Origin of the sequence: Roseibium sp. MMSF_3412 (genome assembly GCF_030733265.1) — a bacterium.
GTDB lineage: Bacteria > Pseudomonadota > Alphaproteobacteria > Rhizobiales > Stappiaceae > Roseibium.
Map to the genome: position 1 here is coordinate 51,393 of NZ_JASHJI010000025.1, position 21,747 is coordinate 73,139.

A 21,747-nucleotide genomic window follows, 5' to 3' on the forward strand; every position below is an offset into this window, starting at 1 on the left:
GGATTAGGCAACGGATCCGCTTACGAGACCGGGTAGTCCGACAAAGATGCGCTCATGTGGGGGGTGTGTTCGTGGCTTTGATCGGAAATCTGTTCTTCTACGCCGGCCTTGCCGTGTCCCTTGCTATCGGTCTCCTCTACTTCCGCGATCTCGGCGACGTCACCCAGATGGTGCTGAAGGTGAAGCGGGAAAACATCGCCCGCTTCATCCGCAACGAGCACCGGCTTCTAGCTATTGGTCTTGCAGCAGCCGTTGTCATGACACTTGCCCATTTTGCATTCGGTGGCGGCCCTTTCTGGCTCTGGCTGCCATCCATTCTTCTGATCCTCGTTCTGTATGCTTTTCCCTATGTCTGGGTCCATGTCGGCCTCAGAAACCAGAAGAACACGGCCAAATATCTGCCGATCAAGGACGCAATGGAATGGGTCAGCCCATCCAGCCCCGTGCTTGTCATTGAAAACAACGGCATCGCCCGCGCCCATCCCGATGCCCAGATCATGCGCCCTCACCTGGCCGGAAACCGGGAGGGACTGGACGGCGAAAATGTCATCATGACCTATTGTGCGATGGCCAACCTCGGGATTGGCTACGTGCCGCAAATCGAGGGACAGGACCTGGATCTTGAAGTGCTGGCACAGCACGGCAACAATCTGATCCTGCGCGACAACCGGACCGGTGAGCCGATCCAGCAGATTTACGGTTTCCGGGACCGGGACAGCACGCCTTCGCAAAACGGCCCCGCCTGCCCTGTCCGGCCGCAGATGGCCATGCGCCCCTGGCCGACATTCCGGATGACCATGCGCGGATTTCAAAAGGCCTATCCGGACGGCAGGGTTTTCATCAACAGGCCGTCGGAAAACCCGATCCTTTTCCTGTTCGATCTTGCCATAGAGACCATCTTTTCATCTGAAATCTCGCGCCAGCACCGGGTGAGTGAACCGATCATCCGGAACATGAACCGCGCCGCCGACAAGCGTCTGCACAACAAGACCTATGTCTGGGGCGTCGACATTGACGGCGACGTGGTCTGCTGGACGGACGATTTCGTCATCGAGAACGGCAGTATCATCAATGCCACGGTCGGGAACAGCGATCTGGTGATTGCCTGGGACCGGAAATTCGAGAGCCTGGGCATCTGGTACAACGACACGGGCGCACCGATCACCGGGATCGATTTCTATGGGGTGACATCGGCCGGAAAACTCAAACGCGTTGAAAATGTCCGCCCCGGGATGTTCTGGCATGTTTGGGCCGAATACTTCCCAAATACCGACCTCAACCGTATTGGCGCGGCGTCGCCGGTTGGCACGGAAAAAAGCGCTGCAACCGAGGCAGCACAATGATCCGTTGCTGCTCGAACCGGCCTGAAGCACCGAACAAAAAAGCGGGAGCCTGGAATGAACAGACTGCTGACGACAATGACACTTGCACTTATGGCGGCGCCGGCCTTCGCCGATGACGCACCCATCGTCCATGATGCGGAATACTACATTCTTCAGGCCCAGAACGGCGAAAAATGGGCTGAGGAAGACGCCGCCCTTGATGCGGCCCTGGCCGAAATCCGCGCTCGCAATGACGGCAAGCCGCCGAACATCTTCTACATCCTGATCGACGATATCGGCTTTGGCGACCTCGGCAGCCCAACCCTTAATGCCATTCGCGGCTACAAGACACCGTCTATCAACGAGCTTGCCAGCGAAGGCATGCGCCTGGCCCGCATGTACACCGAGCCGTCCTGCACACCCACCCGTGTCGCCTTCATGACCGGGCGCCAGCCCCATCGCAACGGCATGGGAAACACCCAGGTCGAGCTCTCGGGTTTCGGCCTTGCAGACGCGGAAGTCACGCTTGCGGAGGTCCTGTCGGAAGCCGGCTACAACACATCACATGTCGGCAAGTGGCATATGGGCGACATTCAGGCCTCCTGGCCGAATTTTCAGGGCTTCGACTACGCAGCCTTTCCCGTTCATCAGCAGGGTCAGCTCACCATCTACCACGACGACGCTGCCGACGAGGAAGTCTCGATTGGTATCGGCGACAACAACTACAATGACAGGTTCACGCTGGACCGCTGGTTCCGGACCGACGCCTCCCGTCTTGTCACAGGTGTCGAGGGCACACGGAACGAACCTGTTCAGGAAGTGGAGATGGCCTCCGGCGAACGCTGGACCGAAGCCAAGTACCACGACATGAACGTCCGCTATCAGGCCCAGGCGATGGCGCAACTGCGCGAACTCGCGGCAAGGGACGAACCTTTCTTTCTGCAATACTGGCCGCTCTACCCGCTGACCGGGCCGCGCACCACGACCGATCAATTTACAACCCCGAATGGCGGCATTTACGTAGAGAAGATGAAACTGGTCGACCAGTGGATCGGCGGGCTGATGAGCGAGATGGACACGCTGGGTGTCGCCGACAACACCATCGTCATCGTCATGGGCGACAACGGCCATTTCACCAAGTACTCACCGCAGTCGGGCTATACGCCGATGATTTTCCAGGGAGGCAAGGGCAAGACAACCGAAGGCGGCGTGCGCGTCGATGCCTTCGTGCGCTGGCCCGGTGTCATCGAGGCGAATTCGGTCGTTGGCGACATGGTGCATGTCAGCGACCTCTTCACCACCCTTGCCCGTCTGGGCGGCGCATCCGGCAGCATCCCGACCGATCGCGTCATTGACGGGATCGACCAGACATCGTTGCTGCTGAACGGCGAGGAGCACGGCCGCCGGGATTACGTTTTCCTTTACAACATCAACAAGCTGGAAGCCGTGGTAAAGGAGCAGTACAAGCTGGCGATCCCGGGCGGCAGTATCGAAAATGCCATTCTCGCCGACTTCTACGATCTCTTCCGCGACCCGCAGGAAAAGTACCCTGTTTCAACGGAGATCGGGGCCTGGGGCAGCGCGAAGTTTGTGAACATGCTCCAGCGCCATCTGATGCGGAAACAAAAGTATCCCGACATGGAACCGGATGTCGGCATGCCTTATGACGGTGTGACGAACCTGCGCCCGGAGACGCAGGCGATGCTCGAGGAATGGCTGTTCATGCGCAAGACACCGGAGCAATGAAATGCGAAAAGACGCTCAGTGAATTGCCGCCATCCTCATCTTTGACGGTGTTGCATTTCCGCCATGCTGCGGCACATATTGCGCGCAGCCGGTAGCGACCGCATCATGCATATGTTTAAATAAAAACAATCAGTTCGATTGAATTGAATTGAAAATGCGGCGAAAAGGCAAGAATTCATGCGTAATTTTACCAGTATTTCTGCAAAATCGTGCTGCTTGGCGCTGACTTTACTCTTAGCAAGCTTGCCTTTCGCAGCGTCAAACGCAGCAGACCTGCCGCAGCCCGTGAGTGAACCCACTCCGGTCAACGAACGGGTCAACCGGGCCTGGGAGTTCATGATCGCACCCTATTTTGTCGCTGCGAACATCACCGGCACCACCCAGGTTGGTCGTCTTCCGGCAACCGATATCGACGTCGACACGGGCACCATTCTGGAGAACCTGCGTTTCGGGGCAATGGTGCGGGCCGAAGCACTCTACCAGCAGAAGGTCGGCGCAATGATCGACATTGCCTATATGGGCCTTGGCGCATCTGCGGATGTGCGTGCCGGTGGCGGGCGCATCAGCGTCGGGATAGACCAGTTGATCGTCGAGGGAATGCTCTTCTACCGGGTTTACAACTCTCCGCAGACGTCGGTCGACGTCTATGCGGGCGGGCGCTACTGGGACATCAATATCGACCTCAACGCACAGGGAACCTTTGCCGGCAACTTCGATATCTCGCGCGGCGATGACTGGATCGATCCTGTCGTCGGCATTCGTGCCTTCCACATGTTCAACGACAAATGGTCCGCCAACGCCAGGGGCGACATTGGCGGCTTTGGCGCGGCATCCGACTTCACATGGAACGTTCAGGGCGGCATCGGCTACCATTTCAACAAGACCTGGTCGGCGCATATGCAATACAAGGCCCTGAGCGTCGACTACGACAACGACAAGACCGGCACAGACAGCTTCGCCTATGACACGATCACGCACGGACCCTTGCTTGGTGTCGTCGCCCGCTTCTGATCATTGACGCCGTTCTGGCTGCCCCTCACCCCTTGACCGGGTAACGGTAGGCTTCCTCGAAGACGTCGATGACTTTCGTGCCCGCCTTGATGACAGCGCCGTGCTCGGCGCCGCTCGGGATGTCGTAAATCGCCCCCGGACCGAGGGTCCGCGTCTCCCCGTCGATCGTGAATTCTATCTCTCCGTCCAGCACCGTGCCCCACTGCGCGAGATGGGCATGGGGCGGCAAAACGAAATCCTTCTGAAAATCGAAGAAGACAACAAGCCCGGCATCCGACTGGATGGCATGCGAGGTCACCACGTCCTCGGGAAACGGGATATCCAGTGCGGGAAAATTCTTGATGAAATCCGGTAACTGCATGCTTCTTCCCCAAATGCCATGACACAATGCGAACAGAGTGCCTGTTCGAACGCGCCCGTTCAAGCTCCCTGGTGAAGCAATGAAACATCACCACGAGAGCGTCTTTGTCAATTGCGGTCCAGCGCCTTGCGAGTGTCAGGACTCCGAAGTGAAAACAATAGCTTGAAGTCACAACCGGAATCAGTTTCTGACCTTGCTCGTCACCCCCTCAGATCCCGCGCAACATCAACCGGACTGAGACAAAACCGCACCTCCCAGCGCGGCCGCAAGCAAGGTCCAGACAAGGCTGACATGGAACCGGAGCAGAAGAAGCCCGCTAAGTGCCGCGAGCACGGGCACCCGCCAGTCCAGGCTTGTCAGGTCCGGTACCCAGAAGGTAAGCCATCCGTGCCTTTCGGCACTGACATCCGTGAAGAAAACGTGCAGGGCAAACCAGACCGAGAGATTGAGCACGACTCCCACCACGGCGGCGATGATGGCCGAAAGAGCCGATTGAAGCCGGGGCAGTGCGGATATCCGGTCAATGTAGGGCGCACCGGCAAAGATCCACAAAAAGCAGGGAACGAACGTCGCCCAGAGCGCGACGAGCCCGCCGGCCAGCCCGAGCCAGAGGCCGCCGCTTTGAAAGGCGGCGAGAAATCCGACAAACTGGGTCACCAGTATAAGCGGACCGGGTGTCGTCTCGGCAAGACCGAGCCCATCCATCATTTCGCCCGCGCCCAGCCATCCATGCAGGGTGACCACGTCCTGCGCCATATAGGCAAGAACGGCATAGGCCCCGCCAAAGGTGACAACGGCGAGTTTTGAAAAGAACCATCCGATCTCGCTCAATATCGGTGCTCCGCCCCACCAGTCGAGAAGGGCCAGAGGCGCAAGCCACACAAGCAACCAGGTGGCAACGCGCACCACGGTACGGACCGACGAGGTTCGGCTACCGGCAGCGCCTGCATCCTGATCGCAAACGGGTGCGTGACCGGCCGCGGCGCCAAAAAGTGCGGCGGCCAGCACAATCAGCGGAAACGGCAGCGACAAAAAGAAGATGGCCACAAAGGCCAGTGCTGCAATGACCCGTTCTCTGTTTTCGCTCAATGCCCGTCTGGACAGCCGCAGCAGCACTTCCAGCACGACGATGAGAACCGCAGCCTTGATACCGAGGAACAACTGGGACATCAGGGCTACGTTGCCGAAAGCGGCATAGAGACCGGCCAGGACAAAGATGGCGGCGGCTCCGGGGATGACGAAAAGCAACCCCGCGAGAAGACCGCCCGGGACTCCCCTCAGTTTCCAGCCGCAATAGGTCGCAAGCTGCATGGCCTCCGGCCCGGGCAGAAGCATGCAGAAACCGAGAGCATTGGTGTAGACGCGCTCTGAAAGCCAGCCGGCCTCCTCGACAAGCTTGCGATGCATCAGCGCGATTTGAGCGGCCGGGCCTCCGAACGACAGGAGACCGATGCTGCCGAAGACGAAGACCATGCGCTGCCACGGGACCGGTGTACCCTCGCACAGCGGAACGGGCCCGGCGGTTGACCGGTTGGACGATGACGGTGTCGGCATGAGATCAGCCTTTCCGGCTTACGGTTGGCCAGTCGTGTCCCTCGTCGCTCGCATCGCGCGCCCAGCGGTAGAAGGCATCATAAAGGCCCATGCCCGCCTCAAGCTGGCGCAGGTCATCCTTGTACATGCGCGACAGGCCGAGCGAAGCTGCCAGCAGTCCTGCAGCTTCCGGTGCCAGGTCGTGACGATTGGTATCGGCAGCCCGCACGATCGTGGCGAGCCTGAGAAGCGGCTCGGTCTGCAGCTGAAACTCTTCAAGCATCGTGTCGAAGCTGCAGCGGTCGCCACGATGGCTCCAGAACGCGTCTTCCACATCGAAAGGCGTGGCCCCGAACCTGTCGGCGACCGCCCCGACCTGCGCCGGAGACACGAACAGGAACCGCGCTGTGGGGTCGACAAACCGGCGGATGAGCCACGGACAGGCGATGCGGTCGACCTTGGGCCGGTGGCGCGTTACCCAGACGGTCTGGCCCTCGGCATTCCTGCCGGGCAAACGCGCCTCCGGGACCATCGGCTGCCCGGCGTCGCGCCACCCGGTGCACCCGCCTTCCAGAAACTCGGCCTCGATGCCGCTGCTTCGCAACACAGCGGCCACCCCTTCGGACAGCTTCAGTCCCTTCCAGCAGGCGACAACCACCCGCCTGCCCTGCAAGCGGCCGGCGAGGTCTTCAACACTCTGGAACGGGTATCTGAAAGAGGCCGGAATAAATGCGGGATCTTCGACAAAGTCCTCATCGATGCGGACATCAAGGATCACCGGCGCGTCGGGCGTACCGACCAGCCGCGCAAGCTGTGAAACGGATATGGAATTCAGAGACGGCATGGCGCGTCCTCCCGTTGAAATGGGTTACAAGGACGCGAAACTTCAGCTTACGCCTCACGGGGTGTTCGCTCGCCCCATGGGATTTAACTGCCAAATTGCCGATTGGCTGTCAAGGAAACCGGCCTCAGCGGCCATCTCTAGGGTACGGACCCATTAATGAAGCCGATTTGGCGGCAGAAATGGCAAAATCTCGCGAGGAAGCGTGTGCAGAGCGGGCTTTATGCCCGGTCAAGCGCGGTGACGCTGCGAGATACAGCCATTTTGCCGTCCATCGGATTTGGCCGTTTTGGCCATCTGCCACGTCGCGAAAGGCTTGAAAATGAACCACATTTCCTGCGCTTTCGCTCCTTGCAGTTGGTCAAAACGATCCAAACCAAATTGACTTCATTTATGAGTTCGTACCCTAACCGTTCAGAACATCCTTTACCGTCGTCGCCAGCTGTTTCAGCGTGAACGGCTTCGGCAGGAAGAAGAACTGTTCGCCTTCCGGCAGGTTCTCTTCGAACGCATCTTCGGCATATCCGGAAACGAAAATGATCTTCAGGTCCGGCTGGGTCTTGCGGAGCTCCACGAGAAGTGTCGGGCCATCCATTTCCGGCATGACCACGTCGGACACAACAAGGTCGACTCCACCCCCGACCTCTTCCATCACCTCAAGCGCTTCATTGCCCGAGCCTGCTTCATGAACCGTGTAGCCCCTTGAGGCCAGCGCGCGGGCGGCAAAGGCGCGGACCGCTTCTTCATCCTCAACGAGCAGGATCGAAGCAGAACCGGTGAGATCGGCGACCTTTTCCGGTTCGGTCTCCTTCGGCTCGGGCTTGGGTTCTTCAACGACTTCGGGTATGTGCCGTGGCAGGAACAGCCGGAATGTTGTTCCGGCATCGACCTCGGACGTGCAGAAAATGAAGCCGCCGGTCTGCTTGACGATACCGTAGACCGTCGAGAGGCCAAGGCCGGTGCCCTTGCCCACTTCCTTGGTGGAAAAGAACGGATCAAAGATCTTTTCCATGATCTCCGGCGGCATTCCGTGCCCCGTATCCTCGACCTCGACAAGCGTGTATTCGCCGGGCGGCATACCGCGCGTGTTATCGAACTGGGTGGACTGGGCTTCCTCGACATTGCTGGTTCGGATCGTCAGCCGCCCGCCCTCGGCCATGGCATCACCGGCATTCACCGCCAGGTTGACGATGACCTGTTCAAGCTGGTTGAGGTCGGCCATCACCGGCCAGAGATCGCGGCCATGAACCACTTTCAGCTCGACCTTCTCGCCGAGAAGGCGATCGAGCAGGATCGACAGATCGCCGAGAACATCATTCAGTTCAAGCTGCTGCGGACGCAGCGTCTGACGGCGTGAGAAGGCGAGCAGCTGACGGACCAGTCCGGCCGCGCGGTTCGCATTCTGCTTGATGTTCATAATGTCCTGGAAGGACGGATCGGTGGGCCTGTGGCTTGCCAGAAGAAGATCGGAGAAGCCGATGATTGCCGTCAGCACATTGTTGAAGTCATGGGCGACACCGCCGGCCAGCTGACCGATCGCCTGCATCTTCTGGCTCTGCGCGAACTGGGCTTCGAGCGCGCGCTGCTGGGTCGTCTCCAGCGCGTAGACGATCGCCGTCTCCCCGTCCCCCTCGCCGTCCTGAACGGCGGACACGTAGAAGGTTGCCGAGCGGGGATCGTTCCCCTCGACCAGCGGAATGTCGATAGGCGAGATTTCACCGATGCCCTTGGCGGCGGCGGAAAGCGCCTTCGACAGTTCCTCGCGCCCGCTCTCAGCGACATAAGCTTCGAGTTTCGGCGATTCCTCGACCGTGTCGGCGGCCCCGAACAATTTCAGGAACGGTGCATTGGTGCGCAGCACCCGGCCGTCATTGTTGAGCGAGGCGATCGAAATGGGCGTGTTGTTGAAGAAACGGGCAAAACGCACTTCCGCAGCGCGCAGCGCCTCGGACGCTTCCTCGCCCTCGCCGCGTGATCGGTTCAGGACCAGCGTGCGGCTGTCGCCCGGCTGGCCGTTTTCGCCAAAGGGAACGCGGTGCAAAAGCCGCACGGGCAGTCCGCGCCCGTTGCGCGTCACGAAATCGAGGTCGAACGTTTCGCTTTTCACCTCGCCGGCCTGGCCCTTGACGGAGCGGATCAGCTCCGTGCCGTCACCGCGCACAATTTCCGAAAGATCGAGATCACCGGCATCGAACTGCGCAAGGTCGTAGCCGAGCCAGTCGGCCAGCGTTGCATTGAGATAAACGATGCGGCCCTGAGAATCGCTGGAAAAGAACCCGGCCGGGGCGTGATCGAGAAAATTGATGACCCGCTGAAGCTCCTGGAAGGAGTTTTCCTGCTCGGCCCGGTCCCGGGTGATGTCGGCAAGCTGCCAGATCGACATCTGTTTGCCGCTGCGCTCCCTTGACGGCTGCAAAGGCCTGACGGAGACGCGGTACCACCGCGCGGATCCTTCGACGCGCCCGAGCGGGAACGGCATCCGGATCTCTTCCTGTGCCTTGCGACCCTCGCGCATGGCCTGGGACAGGCGGAAAATGGCGTCCGCCGCGTCGGGATCGGACGAAAACACGCGTTCAACGACGCGGATATCGGAGGGCGAGTCCGCACCTGTCAGCTCGGCATAGGCAGTGTTGGCATAAACCAGCCGGCCGTCCGTGTCGGTAATCAGGGCACCGTCATCCATCGTGTCGACAAAGGCGGCGGCCAGCGGGTTGGCTTCGCCCGGACGCGCGGACAGGCGCAGGAAGCCGATGGCTCCGGCAAACAGGCAGAAGACGCCGACAACCGCCAGGATGCCAAGCAGCGCCAGGATGAACGGCTGCGCAACTTCGCGATCCATGACCGCAAAGGCAGCTGCCGCTCCGACCAGAAGCACAGCCAGGCCTATTAGCAGGCCAATATTTCCGGAGCGCTCCGGCCGGCTGATCATCGGCCCGCCCGGCGCTCCGTCCGTGTCACTCATACGTCCTGTCTCCCGGCCCGATTCGGTTTGCTTGGGGCCGCCTACAAGCATTCTGTGCTTGCCCCCCAATTTCAACCGATATGACGCTGACTTCTGTTGAAATTCACGCGTTTGAAGGCGTTTTTTGACGCTCGGTGAGGTCGCCGTACCGGGCCACCCCCTAGTTCGCACGCCAGGAAGCGCGATTGCGCATCCGGAAGACGAAGCCGATCACCTCGGCGACCGCCTTGTAGTGCTCTTCCGGTACTTCCTGATCAATTTCCACAGTTGCGTGAAGTGCCCGTGCAAGCGGCGGGTTTTCAACAACGGGAACCTCGTTTTCCTTCGCGATCTCACGCATTTTCAGCGCGATGGCATCCGTTCCCTTGGCAATGCAGAGCGGCGCGCCCATGCCTTCTTCGTATTTTAGCGCAACGGCGAAGTGGGTCGGGTTGGTCACGACCACGGTCGCCTGGGGAACCGCCGCCATCATGCGCTTGCGCGACCGCTCCATGCGCAGTTGCCGGATCTTGCCCTTGACCTGCGGATCGCCCTCCGTCTGCTTGAATTCTTCCTTGACCTCCCGAAGGGACATCTTCTGTTTGTTGAACCACTTGTTCTTCTGGTACGCGTAATCCGCAGCGGCGACGACGGTCATCACCGCGAGGATTGCAGCAAGCAGCTGCAGGATCAGAACCTGGGCCTCTTCCAGGATGACGCTCGTCTCGGCGAAGATGATGATTTCGGCCTCGTCGCGATGCGGCCACACCACGGCAACCATCAGCGCTCCGACGATCGAGATCTTGAACATGCCCTTGGCAAAGTTCACCAGGCTGTCGGCGGAAAAGAGCCGCTTGAACCCGGAGAGCGGCGAGACCTTGGACAGTTTGGGCTTGATCGTCTCGGCAGTCAGCAGCGGCTGATGCTGAATGAGGTTGCCCGCGACCGCCATGACCAGGAGCGCAATCAGCGGCAGACCGACGATGAGGGCGACCGACTGGCCGGTATCGCGCCACAAGGCCTTCAGCGCAAAGCCGTCGACCGGTATCTGGTGCGCGTGTTCAATGAACCCCTTCATCAGATTGCCGAGGGACGCTGCCGCCCCGGGCGCAAAAAGCGCGATCATCAGGGTTGCCCCGGCAAGGGTGAACCAGGTGCTGACTTCCTGCGATTTGGGGACGTCCCCCTTGTCATGCGCTTCCTTCAAGCGCTTTTGCGTGGGGTCCTCAGTCTTTTCTGAGTCGTCGGTATCGTCAGCCATGTCGACCCGTCACCCGATAATGAATTTGCCGATCGATCCCTGAAAATGCTCCAGATAGAACATCATCAGCGTCGCGATCAGCGCCATGAGAAGGAACAGACCCACGGCGATGTTCACGGGCATCGCGATGAAGAAGATCTGCATTTGCGGCATCAGTTTGTTGAGCAGCCCGAGACCGAAGTAGAATACCAGTCCGACCACCAGGAAAGGCGCACTCATTCGCACCGCAATCGTGAACACATGCGCGACCGTGTCTGTCGCGTTTTGCGCAAAATCGCTCATGGGCGGGAGGTTTCCGGGTGGAAAAATCGTGAAGCTGTCATAGAGCGCAGCTATCACCAGGTAGTGTGAATCCGAGACGAAAACCAGCGTGATCCCCAGCACCGCGAGAAAGTTTCCGTAAAGCGCTCCCTGCTGCCCTTCGTTGGCGATATCCGTTCCAAGCGCGAAGGCCAGTCCCGACTGGTTCGCCATGATCATGCCCGCAATCTGCAGAGCGGAGGTGATCAGCCGCGCGCACAATCCGATACCGAAACCGATGGCCAGTTCTCCGCCTAGGAGCAGCAGCAATTGCATCATATTGGCCGTGAGATTGTCCGGATACAGCGACGCCGCCACCGGGTACATGACCAGCGTGAGTGCAAGCGCAATGGTCAGTCGGAAGCGCATGGGGATGGAACTTTCACCCAGCGCGGGAAGAAGCATCAGCATCGTGCCGAGGCGGGCGAACATCAGCATGAAGGCGGCTGCGACATCCGGCAGGAAATCAAGCTGAATGGTCATGAGATCGCGCCCGCCAGGTGTTTCAGCCGGTGGTTAGGATCATTTCGGTGACCCGTCCCATGAAGGCCTCTAGCAATTGGCTCATGAAGGGGAGCGTCACGAGGATCGTCACGAATATCGCGAGGATCTTCGGCACGAAGACCAGCGTCATTTCCTGGATCTGTGTCAGGGCCTGGAACAGCGCAATAACGACACCGACAAGCAGCCCGACCACCATGGCCGGCGCCGCCACCAGGATCATGGTCCAAACAGCTTCGCGCGCAAGATCGAGTACTTCGCCACCAGTCATGTCAAAACCCCCATGACGCGATCAGATCGGCATCCGCATGATTTCTTCATATGCGGAAATGACGCGGTCGCGAACGGCAACCATGGTTTCCAGCGCGACTTCGGTCTCGGCCACTGCCGTGACAACGTCGACCACCCCGGTCTTGCCTTCGATCATTCCCATGGTCTTCTCGTCGGCCTGCTGCCCCTTGTCGACAACAGTATCGACCGCCTCCTTCACCATCTGTCCGAAATCCATCCCCGTGGTTTCCGGTGTGGTTTCTTCGACGGCTTTCGCTTGTTGTTGAAGCTTGGCTGCCAGCTGATAGGCATTGTTTGCAATTGACGGAGTGGTCACGGCTCCGGCCCCTTTCGGTGAATGTATTCCAGACTTCAGGCGCGCAGGATGTCGATCGTTCGCTGCAACATCCGGCGGGTGGACTCAATGACGTTCAGATTGGCCTCGTAGGAGCGCTGCGCTTCGCGCATGTCCGTGGTTTCGATCAGGGTGTTCACATTCGGCTGCAGCACGTATCCGTTATCGTCTGCGGCAGGGTGTCCCGGCATATGCGTCGACTTGAAATCGGACGTGTCCTCGGCGACCTTGCCAAGCTCGACGGTTTTTGCGCCGAGTTCCTTGTCGAAATGGCTCTGGAATGTCGGGATCTTTCGCCGGTACGGCTCCTCCCCCGGCGTTCGTGCCGTTGAACTCGCGTTTGCGATGTTCTCCGCAATGATCCGCATCCGGCCGTTCTGGGCTTTCAGTCCGCTCGCGGAGACGAATAGAGACTTGATCAGGTCCAACTTGCCAATCCTTCTTCAATCTGCGGCGCGCTAAACGCTCTTGGAAAGCGCTGTCCGGATGAGCCCCAACCCCTTGGTGTAAAGGCTTGTCGCGGCCTGGAAGTCCATCTGGTTCTGCGTGATTTTCATCATCTGCTCTTCCAGATTCACGTTGTTGCCATCCGGTGTGACCTCAAAGGAATCCAGTTTCTCGACTTTGACACGCAACTGGCCGGACACGGATCCGGATATGTGCCCGACCTTGGTGACAGAGGTGCTGACGGCTGCGTTCTGAAGCCCGATGTGGTCCTGAAAGGAGTAGGACTTCACGTCCCTGGACACATATCCGGGCGTGTTCGCATTGGCGATGTTCTCGGCCAGAACGCTCTGGCGGGACTGGTGCCACTGCATTTTCGACTTCAGTGCCTGGAAGAGCGGCAAGTCCATTGCGGCCATCTTTGTCACCACTTGTTAACCAACTAGGCAATCATTGCCGCCTAAATGGTTAATGAATAGTTAATGGCCGATTTCCTGAATGGCGGATCTTCTACAAAAAACAGTGGAATAGCGCGACAAACTTTTGCAATTCGCAATTTAGCGCCGCCTCAAAACAGGCAATATTTGCCCACTTCTGTTAATTTTGCCTCGAAGGGAGATTCGAGTTCCACCAACAGGCAGAATGGGAAATTGTGACGAACTGCGAGCTTGAATGCACATTCTTGGACCATGGAAGCGGTAGTCACACCGCGCTGAACGCCTGTTCCGCAAGGTCCCGAAATCCTGGGGAAAAACGAAAGATACCCCAATTGCGACGGCTGCACGATGTAACGGCACAAAGAGAACATTCCGCTGGCGGGGCGGTACGAGGTCATTATGTACAACTGGATTGAAGCGACATTCAACGTAAGCGGCGGCACGACCCAGGTGATTGCAGCCATTCTGGCTCTGGTCGTGGTTCTTTTGCTGTTCAGTGTTTTCGTATTCGTACTGAAACGCCTGACCGGAGCAAACACGCCGCAAAACAGAAACCGGCAACCACGCATCGCTGTCATGGACAGCACGAATGTCGATGCCCGCAGACAATTGGTTCTTATCCGGCGGGACAATGTCGAGCATCTGCTTCTCGTCGGCGGGCCAAGCGATCTGGTTGTCGAGCAGAACATCGTGCGAAACGCTCCGGTCGCCGCCCAACGACAGACCGTGAACACCGCACCTGGCAGCGCAGGTTCGGGAACAATGAAGATGCCAACCGCCCCGGGCCCCGATATTCCGGCCAGACCGGAGGAACTCGATCGGCAGCCCGTGGCGGCAATGCTCCGGCAGGACCCGGTGCCGACAATGCCGCTGAAAGCCAGGACGGAACCGGCCGTAAGACCCGCTCCGAAGGCCGCATCAGCCAGCGCAATGGTCCGTCCTGTCTCACCGCTTAAGACCGAAGACAAAACCCCACCCGTGGTGGCACCCGTGAGTCCCCCGTCCTCGAAGCTCACGCAGGATGCCGCCAGGCCGGTGGATGAAAAAGAAACCGGCACCCGCCCTGACAGGGCGGCCGATCTTCTGAGAGCAGCCACTCAAAACGGCTTCAACCGCTCCACGACTGCTGTGCAGAACGTCAGGGAAGACGCCGTTAAGGAACCGGTGATCGATGCAGCTCCGAAAAAGAGCACGGAACCTGTGATCGGTCCTGCGCCGATAGTCACTGCGCCGAAGGTCAAAGAGGAACTGGTGTCCAAACCGGTGCCGGAACCCGATTTGGAGCCAACCTCCTCAAAGGGCGATGAGGGCGCATCGGCGCCGCTCAAGAGCCTCGGGCGTTCGGTCGCAGCGCGCGAGCGCTCCACGCAGATCGCCCATACGATTACGCCGCCCTCTTCGGGACCTGCAGCACGCGCCAAAACCGCTCTTCTCAATCCGGTTCAAGCCCCCAGGGGGCCGGACGACAACGGGTTTGTATTCAAGGAACAAACTCCGGCAGATGCGGAGACGCTGCCGGTCAACTCGGCTGCTCCAACCGTTGAACAGAACAGCGTCCAAAATGATGATGAGAACCGTGAGGACGAGAAACTCAAACTCTCCGACCTGTTCGAAAGCACGGAAAGGTTCAACTGGGGAGAAGACGAACGGGTGGAAAACGTCGCGGCGGACGCGGTTGGCGAAGATGCACCGCTCACGGAGACGACGGCCGCCTCCGACGAGGCAACAGCGGAACCCCGCCGAGAAATCAAGCTGGATCTTGAGCTGGACGATCTCATCGATGGTGAAGTGTCGGCACCGGCGGACCCCGGGACGATAGAAGACGGCTCCCTCGCGCCGGCAGACCCCTCGCATGACCCCGAGGTGAAACCGGGAGAAGCGGTCCCGCAGGCCGCGAAACAATCGGCGGCTCTGGATATTGTTCCGGGAGCCGAACCGTCGGCGCCGCGTGTGGTTCAGGGATTGGGCGACAAGAACCCGATCGAGGATGAGATGGCCAAGATTCTCTTCGAATTGGGCGGACAACAAAATCGATGAACGAAAAGCGTCGCGTTGCGAGGCATTGGTATCGGCACTGGAGCGTGAGCCTTGTATTTTTGCTCACGGCGTTTCTGTCCGTTGTCTCTTCGCCAGCACTGGCTCAGGAAATTTCCGTCGGCTTCGGCGACGACACCAGTCTGACCGAACGCGCGGTTCAACTCGTCATCCTGCTGACGGTTCTGTCGCTTGCACCGTCCATCCTGGTCATGACGACGAGCTTCGTTCGTATCGTGGTGGTGTTGTCGCTTCTGCGGTCGGCAATCGGCCTTCAGACCGCACCTCCCAACATGGTCATGGTCAGCCTGGCTCTGTTCCTGTCCGCATTCATCATGATGCCGACGTTGCAGGCCGCCTATGACGCGGGTATTCAGCCGCTGATCGAAGGCGATATCGAGTTTGACCAGGCCTATGAGCGGGGGGCGGATCCCTTTCGCACCTTCATGCTCTCGCAGGTCCGCGAAAAGGATCTGGAGCTGTTTCAGGAGCTCTCGGGCCAGGAGGCACCCGAAGGACCTGAAGATCTTGCCATGGCGACCCTCATACCGGCTTTCATGATCTCCGAATTGAGACGCGCCTTCGAAATAGGCTTTCTGCTCTATCTCCCCTTTCTGATCATCGACCTTGTCATTGCGTCGGTGCTGATGTCGATGGGCATGATGATGCTGCCGCCCGTTGTCATCTCCCTGCCCTTCAAGCTTATCTTCTTTGTGCTCGTCGACGGCTGGAACCTGGTGGCCGGTTCGCTTGTCAAGAGTTTTGGCGGGGGCTGACAGATTTACCGTCGCTAAAAGTAGAAGAATCTTAATTAAAACATGAAATACTCTGCGGCAGTGGGGAGGCCGCTTGTCGGCCGGTTTTATTTTGGATGTTCCGTGATACGCGATCAGCTTGAACAACTTGCAAGAATCAGGGAGCCGGAAGCTCGTTCGAAACTGATCCGGACGCTCGTCGGTGAGTATGCGCGTTCCGAAGAGCACGAGCCGACGCCCGTCGAGCGGGAGCTTTTTTCAAGAATTGTTCTTTCCGTGTTCGATCAGCTCGATCGCGATGCGCGCTATGAGCTTGTCGTCCGGCTTGCAAAGACCGATCGCATCATCTCCGATCTTGCCGACCGGCTGACACAGGAAGACTATGATCTTTCCGAACCGGTGATCGAATGCTCGCCGGTCATCAGCCAGACGGCACTGATGAACCTGTCAAAGGCAGGCAGCAACGACAAGCGCCTGTCCGTCGCCCGCCGTCCGGACCTGAGCGAGGAAATAAGCGACACGTTGATTGCTCGAAGCAGCCGGAATGTCGTTCACGTTCTGCTCGACAACGCGGAAGTCCCCTTTTCCGTCAAGGGCATGCTTGCGCTGCTGATTTTCGCGAATACCGAAGTTGAAGTCCTCGCGGGGATGGCCAAGCGGGCAATCAAGGATGAGGAGTTCCTCGAAACCCTCAAACTTGTGCTCGAGACCGACTGTCCGCTTGTTCCTGCTCCTCTCAAAAGAGCCGTGGATGAGGACGATCTGGAGCGCCTTGCCACCACGATCGGCGATCTTGAGCGTGAAGGCGATATCGAGATTGACGGGGTGCGGTATTCAAGGCACGAAGCCAGTATGCAGATTGCCAATGGTGAACTGTCCTTTGACGCCATCTTGCGGACGCTGTTTGAAGACGAGCGTATCGACGCCGCGATCTGGCTGATCGGACGCAGGCTCAATCTCTCCGACGATGTTGTCGCAGAAACGCTCAAGTCCGATGCCGATGGCGCAATCCTTCGCCTCATGCTTCAGACCGGGATCGACGACAAGACCTATCGGGACTTCCTGAAAGCCCGTTGCCGCTGGCTGGACCGGAACACGCGCACGATCCCTGAACTGGTGATGCGCTACAAGGCCGAATTGAAAAAACCGCATGCCGCCGTGGCGCCGCCGTCAGCCGCGCTTGGAGCCCTGGGCTGATCCGGTCCGGACTTCGGCTCAGCCGGACATTGTCATCTTCATGGAAAGCGCCTTGGCCTTAGCCGGCGGGATCGCCTGCTGCCTCTCCGGCCGCCGCCTGGTCATCCGTCGACCGGTTCGGTGACATGTACTGACGCCTATATTCCTGCAGGAAGGTTTCAAGCGAATCCGTGTCCGCCAGCCGGTTGGCAACCTCAAGAAACTCCACGCCCTGGGTCTGGATCGGGCGCGTCACGACTTCGAACGCCAGCGCTTCGGGACTGTTTGCCATTTTGCCCGTGTATTTCGTCTGGAGACGTTCCAGGCTGAGCTGGTCGCCGGCCAGCGAGTAGGCAATGCCGGCCCGCAGGATGTCACGTCTTTCCAGTTCATCGAGCGGGATGTTGTCCGACCAGCGAGACCCGTGCATGGCTTCCAGCTGTTCTCCAGCGTCACGCCAGCTTTCTGCCGCCCAGAACGTATCCGCGCGTAATCGGTCAACGTCGGATCCGCGCATGTTGCGGACAAGCTCAAGCGCAAGGTCCGGCCGGCCGTTTTCCGTCAGTGCGCGGGCTTCAACGATGTTTCTCTGGCGCTCGAGAGTGGACGGCAGGCTGGCCTGTCTGGACCTGTTGAGCACACGCAGAGCCTCGTCGGCTTTCTGATCCATCAGATAGATCGCGGCAAGGTCGGCGGCGATCTGGGCGCGCGCAGCCCCTTTCAGCCGGTTGTCGACCTGATGGCGCAGCAATTCGGTTGCCTGATCAAGCAGATCGATTTCCACCAGGCGTTTGGCCAGTTGGCGCACCATCTCGTCACCCTGGCGCCCGATCGGTGTGAGTTCCCTGAAATCGTAGTAGAGCGCGAGTGCCTTGACCGGTGAGAGTTCGTCTGCCTTGCCATCTAGGAACAAGGCGTTGAACAGGCCGTTCATTTCCTCCTGCAGGAGGCGCGTGGTGTCCGAATCCGGGTCTGCCTGAACAGCAGACTTCATGGCCTCGAAAGCTTCCCGGTACTGTCCGCGTTCGGCAAAGAGCTGGGCCAGGAACCGCAACGTCTTCAGTTCGACCTCATCGCCGCGCCACGAGGTCGAAAGGCCGGCAAGCCTGTCAATGGTCTCGTTCGCGTCCGCCTCGCCGTCCCGGTAGCGGATGCGCAGCGCCCGGTATTCCGCCTCCGCAGCGCGCGGGCGGTCATCGGACCGCGTTACGAGATCAAACACGGTCAGCGCTTCCTGGGACCGTCCGGATGCATCTGCGACGCGGCCCCGAAGAATATCGTATCGCGCTGCCTGAGCGGACGTGACTTCACTCGGTTCGATTTCCGCGAGCACGCCGTTCGCCAGGCCGAAATCGTTGACTTCCACCAGCGCCTGTGCCGCGGCAAGTTTAAATTCTGTCTGGATCGCGCTCGGATAATTGCCGATAACGGCACGTCCGCGCGGCATCGCGATGCGCGCAGATGTCCAGTTGCCCAGCCTGACATCCACGATTGTCTGCCATACGGCCGCGTCGGGACTGTTTTTCAGATCCGGCCGGTTGAGATGGTTATAGGCTTCCAGGGGCCGGTTCGCCATCGTTTCGGCCGCGCCCATCATCAGATTGAAGGATGTATCCTCGGCCAGGGCAGGCTCTTCCTCAAGTGTGAGTTTCATCAGCCCGAGCGCTTCCTGGGCAAACTGATGGGCCAGATAAAATCTGGACAACTCGATCAGTTGCTTGCGCCGCTTTCCCGCAGGCGCGCGCGACAGCTTCCTTTGTAGCTCAATCAGTCTCGAACGGTAGGCACCCGGACCTTCCGTGCTCAAAGACACGAACTCGATATTCGTGTTGTCCGGGTCGACGATCGAGTTCAGAGCGCCCGTACCACCGCGCAAATGGCGGTTCGATAGCGACAGTCCCCCTTCCCGCTCGATGATGACATCGTCACCCAGCACCTGCATGTTGATGCCGTCCGATCTCGTGACGATCGCAATGCCCTGTGCCGAACTCAGTGCGTCCAGGTCCACAAATTTCTGGGGCTTCAGCAGCCCGCGCGGCGGTCCAAATCCGGTTACCAGCGAAATCGTGTCACCCACAAAGGGATCGACGACCTCTCTGATATGTTGCGGATTGCGATAAAGAACGCGAAGCACCGAGCCTCCGTCTCCCCGCACATTTCGCTCAAGCTGGAGCGGAATGGAAGGTTCGAGGATCATGTCGCCAATGACCAGGGACCATGCATTGCCGTCAGCGCCGACGGTCGCCAGAACGGGATCGTTCATGTCCAGCCGGATGATCTGGTAGTCTTCGAACTGCTTCACCTCGATCGTTTCGACAATTTCGGCCAGCGCCGACGCCATCCCGCGCGTATCGATCGTCGCATTGGTGTCGAAAATGAGCCAGATACTGTCATTGCGGCGGAACACCGAACTCGAGACAGGTTCGGAGAACGGAAACACGACCCGCACAGTGTTGCCTATCCGGCGTGCTTCTGCCGAGACAAAGTCACGAATTTCCTGGGCGGCACTCTCCGGCGGACGTTCTGGAGATGGGCGCTCGGGCACATACTCGCTGCCGCCGTTCGCCCGCCAGACCTCGGGTGAGGAACTCGGTCGGCTCGGCAATTGTATTGCCATGGGCACACCGCTGCGGCCGAATGTCTCCCCATTCTGTATTTCAACGGTGTCAGCCTGATCCCCTTGAGCTGGCGCGTCCATGGCGACATCCGCCTGCGACTCCGGTTTCAACGTGGGTATGCCATTGTTGCCAGGCGCTGGCGCGTTGCCTGTTTGCGTCGCCGGTTGCTGCTTGGAAAGATCAAGCATCGGTGCAGGCCGGACAACGTCGATATCGTCGGACCCGGCTTCTTGCGGCTCGGCGTCCGCCAGCGGCAAAGCCCCGGGCGATGCCTGAACACGCACGATAGCCGGCTGCCTGTTGTTCAGAAGCCGCGCACTGGCCGAAACTCCCGGCAGGATTGCCGACGTGACGAGATCATCGTCATTTCCGGCTGCGACCTCAGCGCCGCTTGCCAGCGCCGCTGTCAGCTCGGGTGCAGGAAGCGTTTCGACCGCCGGAGCGGTCGAAGCCACGTTCGATTGCAACGGGGCTGCATCTGCCGGATTGTCCGGCTGCGGAACGAAGGCAAGCTGCTCTCCGGTGTCGCCGGGCGGATCGGCTGTCTGCGTTTGCGGCTTGAATCTGGGAACTGAACTGACATCCGCGCTCCCATCGCTGCCGGCAATCCGGATTTCCGTCGAGGGCTCCAGTTCAGGCAACGGCGACAGGGACGGAGCACGGGCTTCCTCATCGCTGCCCGGCATGTTCTCAAAAGGCACTGCGAGATAGGCCGGAGACTCGTCCGCGCGCGATTCCTTCAAAACGCCGCCGGAACTGCGCCCGACGGTAACCGGGGGCAGACCGCGCGGATTGTCGACCTCGCGGGTGTCACGAAGCCCCGGCGCCGTGATCATGTTCTTGCGATTTTCATTGTCCGCAACCGACAGTTCCTTGTTGATCAACGCATTTGCCGGGTCGTTGACTTCCATGTTCTCCGGCGTGACGTCGATCACGTATGTCTGTTCTTCGCGAAAAGCCCGGATGTCGACCGAAGGTTCGACGCGCATCAGAAACTTCAGCTTGCCCTTGTCCAGGAACGAAGTGGCGTCGATAACGCCTTGCGGCAGATGTGCCCGCAGATGCGAGATATCGAGCTGCGCAGGATGATTGAACGTGAGCTTGATGATGTCGTTTTCCCGCACGAAGGCGGTGTCGAACTTGATTGACCAGTCGAACACCAGGCGGGTGAATGTCGGATGCTCTCCGACATGAAGAGTCACTTCCGGGCCCTCCTGCGCCTTGAGGCGTGCCTGCTCCAGAGCCCGTACTTTCCGCATTGCGGCTTCGGCGCGCTTTGCAAGATCGCGCACGACATCGTCCGGCAGGCCCGGCGGCAATCCCTGCCAGCTCATCGGAAGGATGTCGACGAAAAGCTTCTCACCCGCTTCCAGCGTGTTGATCTGGTACTGGTCTTTCAGGGCGAAGCGGATCGCGCTTCCGTCCGGGTCACGCCGTGCGATCGTGATATAGTCACCTAGATCAAGCGGGACATCATCCACCTTGATGTCGACGGGTTCTTCGAACGAAATTCTGAGGACACCACCCGTAATCAGGGCATCATAGATGGGCAGCAGGGTCCGGTCCTTGAAGGTCAGCACCATCCGCCCATAGCCCTCTTCGGGGATAACCTGCAGGTCGACCGGTTCGAGGGGCTGTGCCCGTGCGGATTGCGGAAGGGAAAGGATCAGAAGAGCAACGCATCCCAGGAACACTGCGACAGATTGCACGGCCACGCGTGAGCAGGTCTTGCCCACGGCCTTGCGCCACTGTCGGTATGTCAGGACAAATCCCTGCAAGCTGTTCATTCCTCGGAAAACGCCAACGCTCTAGTGTTAGTTAAGTGTTCTTAACGCGCTCTT

17 protein-coding genes are annotated in these 21,747 nt (G+C 59.4%); 6 read left to right on the forward strand and 11 right to left on the reverse strand.

All coding sequences use genetic code 11. The annotated features are described in order from the left end of the window. The first annotated feature begins 71 nt into the window (after positions 1-71). The 3 genes from RBB49_RS27540 (at position 72) to RBB49_RS27550 (ending at position 4,079) form a co-directional block, all read left to right on the forward strand. Positions 72-1,343, forward strand: coding sequence for a DUF3179 domain-containing (seleno)protein (locus RBB49_RS27540; RefSeq protein ID WP_306146182.1), 1,272 nt, complete (start codon positions 72-74; stop codon positions 1,341-1,343). Between the two features lie 54 nt (positions 1,344-1,397). Beyond that, a complete protein-coding gene (locus RBB49_RS27545) occupies positions 1,398-3,068 on the forward strand; it encodes a sulfatase-like hydrolase/transferase (RefSeq protein ID WP_306146183.1) in 1,671 nt (556 codons plus the stop codon). A 285-nt stretch (positions 3,069-3,353) separates the two neighbouring features. Further along, positions 3,354-4,079 (forward strand): hypothetical protein, encoded by a 726-nt coding sequence (locus RBB49_RS27550; RefSeq protein ID WP_306146184.1) that lies wholly within the window; start codon positions 3,354-3,356, stop codon positions 4,077-4,079. A gap of 25 nt (positions 4,080-4,104) precedes the next feature. Here the strand turns inward: RBB49_RS27550 and RBB49_RS27555 are convergent, their stop codons facing one another. The 10 genes from RBB49_RS27555 to flgB form a co-directional block, all read right to left on the reverse strand. After that, entirely contained in the window at positions 4,105-4,440 is a 336-nt protein-coding gene (locus tag RBB49_RS27555; RefSeq protein WP_306146185.1) for a cupin domain-containing protein, read from the reverse strand. Between the two features lie 225 nt (positions 4,441-4,665). Further along, positions 4,666-5,994 carry a chromate efflux transporter gene (gene chrA / locus RBB49_RS27560; protein ID WP_306146186.1) on the reverse strand — a complete coding sequence of 443 codons (1,329 nt, stop codon included), beginning with the start codon at positions 5,992-5,994 and terminating at the stop codon, positions 4,666-4,668. Positions 5,995-5,998: 4 nt separating this feature from the next. Then, positions 5,999-6,817 (reverse strand): sulfurtransferase/chromate resistance protein, encoded by an 819-nt coding sequence (locus tag RBB49_RS27565; RefSeq protein ID WP_306146187.1) that lies wholly within the window; start codon positions 6,815-6,817, stop codon positions 5,999-6,001. Positions 6,818-7,220: 403 nt separating this feature from the next. Further along, complete coding sequence (gene cckA, locus RBB49_RS27570; protein ID WP_306146188.1) at positions 7,221-9,776, reverse strand: cell cycle histidine kinase CckA; 2,556 nt, start codon at positions 9,774-9,776, stop codon at positions 7,221-7,223. Positions 9,777-9,936: 160 nt separating this feature from the next. Then, positions 9,937-11,016, reverse strand: a complete 1,080-nt coding sequence (gene flhB, locus RBB49_RS27575) for a flagellar biosynthesis protein FlhB (RefSeq protein ID WP_306146189.1) — start codon at positions 11,014-11,016, stop codon at positions 9,937-9,939. Between the two features lie 9 nt (positions 11,017-11,025). Then, a complete protein-coding gene (gene fliR / locus RBB49_RS27580) occupies positions 11,026-11,799 on the reverse strand; it encodes a flagellar biosynthetic protein FliR (protein WP_306146190.1) in 774 nt (257 codons plus the stop codon). Positions 11,800-11,821: 22 nt separating this feature from the next. Further along, positions 11,822-12,088 (reverse strand): flagellar biosynthesis protein FliQ, encoded by a 267-nt coding sequence (gene fliQ, locus RBB49_RS27585; protein ID WP_306146191.1) that lies wholly within the window; start codon positions 12,086-12,088, stop codon positions 11,822-11,824. A 21-nt stretch (positions 12,089-12,109) separates the two neighbouring features. Beyond that, the gene (fliE, locus tag RBB49_RS27590) at positions 12,110-12,424 is read right to left on the reverse strand and encodes a flagellar hook-basal body complex protein FliE (RefSeq protein WP_306146192.1); all 315 of its coding nucleotides are present in this window, start codon (positions 12,422-12,424) and stop codon (positions 12,110-12,112) included. Positions 12,425-12,459: 35 nt separating this feature from the next. Then, entirely contained in the window at positions 12,460-12,870 is a 411-nt protein-coding gene (gene flgC, locus RBB49_RS27595) for a flagellar basal body rod protein FlgC (protein ID WP_306146193.1), read from the reverse strand. Between the two features lie 30 nt (positions 12,871-12,900). Then, the gene (gene flgB, locus RBB49_RS27600) at positions 12,901-13,305 is read right to left on the reverse strand and encodes a flagellar basal body rod protein FlgB (RefSeq protein WP_306146194.1); all 405 of its coding nucleotides are present in this window, start codon (positions 13,303-13,305) and stop codon (positions 12,901-12,903) included. Between the two features lie 417 nt (positions 13,306-13,722). Between flgB and RBB49_RS27605 the strand changes: the two genes are divergently transcribed. From RBB49_RS27605 to RBB49_RS27615, 3 genes are all read left to right on the forward strand, one after another. After that, entirely contained in the window at positions 13,723-15,360 is a 1,638-nt protein-coding gene (locus RBB49_RS27605) for a flagellar biosynthetic protein FliO (RefSeq protein WP_306146195.1), read from the forward strand. 44 nt (positions 15,361-15,404) lie between these two features. Beyond that, entirely contained in the window at positions 15,405-16,133 is a 729-nt protein-coding gene (gene fliP / locus RBB49_RS27610; protein WP_306146196.1) for a flagellar type III secretion system pore protein FliP, read from the forward strand. Positions 16,134-16,235: 102 nt separating this feature from the next. Beyond that, the gene (locus tag RBB49_RS27615; protein ID WP_306146197.1) at positions 16,236-17,309 is read left to right on the forward strand and encodes a DUF2336 domain-containing protein; all 1,074 of its coding nucleotides are present in this window, start codon (positions 16,236-16,238) and stop codon (positions 17,307-17,309) included. A 58-nt stretch (positions 17,310-17,367) separates the two neighbouring features. Here RBB49_RS27615 and RBB49_RS27620 read toward each other — a convergent pair whose 3' ends face one another. Further along, a complete protein-coding gene (locus RBB49_RS27620; protein ID WP_306146198.1) occupies positions 17,368-21,693 on the reverse strand; it encodes a hypothetical protein in 4,326 nt (1,441 codons plus the stop codon). Positions 21,694-21,747: the final 54 nt, after the last annotated feature.

Excerpts from the sequence above, each read along its gene's own strand:
- RBB49_RS27545 (WP_306146183.1), top strand. The coding sequence starts at position 1,398 with ATGAACAGACTGCTGACGACAATGACACTTGCACTTATGGCGGCGCCG.
- RBB49_RS27555 (WP_306146185.1), bottom strand. The coding sequence starts at position 4,440 with ATGCAGTTACCGGATTTCATCAAGAATTTTCCCGCACTGGATATCCCG.
- chrA (WP_306146186.1), bottom strand. The coding sequence starts at position 5,994 with ATGCCGACACCGTCATCGTCCAACCGGTCAACCGCCGGGCCCGTTCCG.
- RBB49_RS27565 (WP_306146187.1), bottom strand. The coding sequence starts at position 6,817 with ATGCCGTCTCTGAATTCCATATCCGTTTCACAGCTTGCGCGGCTGGTC.
- cckA (WP_306146188.1), bottom strand. The coding sequence starts at position 9,776 with ATGAGTGACACGGACGGAGCGCCGGGCGGGCCGATGATCAGCCGGCCG.
- flhB (WP_306146189.1), bottom strand. The coding sequence starts at position 11,016 with ATGGCTGACGATACCGACGACTCAGAAAAGACTGAGGACCCCACGCAA.
- fliR (WP_306146190.1), bottom strand. The coding sequence starts at position 11,799 with ATGACCATTCAGCTTGATTTCCTGCCGGATGTCGCAGCCGCCTTCATG.
- fliQ (WP_306146191.1), bottom strand. The coding sequence starts at position 12,088 with ATGACTGGTGGCGAAGTACTCGATCTTGCGCGCGAAGCTGTTTGGACC.
- flgB (WP_306146194.1), bottom strand. The coding sequence starts at position 13,305 with ATGGCCGCAATGGACTTGCCGCTCTTCCAGGCACTGAAGTCGAAAATG.
- RBB49_RS27605 (WP_306146195.1), top strand. The coding sequence starts at position 13,723 with ATGTACAACTGGATTGAAGCGACATTCAACGTAAGCGGCGGCACGACC.
- RBB49_RS27620 (WP_306146198.1), bottom strand. The coding sequence starts at position 21,693 with ATGAACAGCTTGCAGGGATTTGTCCTGACATACCGACAGTGGCGCAAG.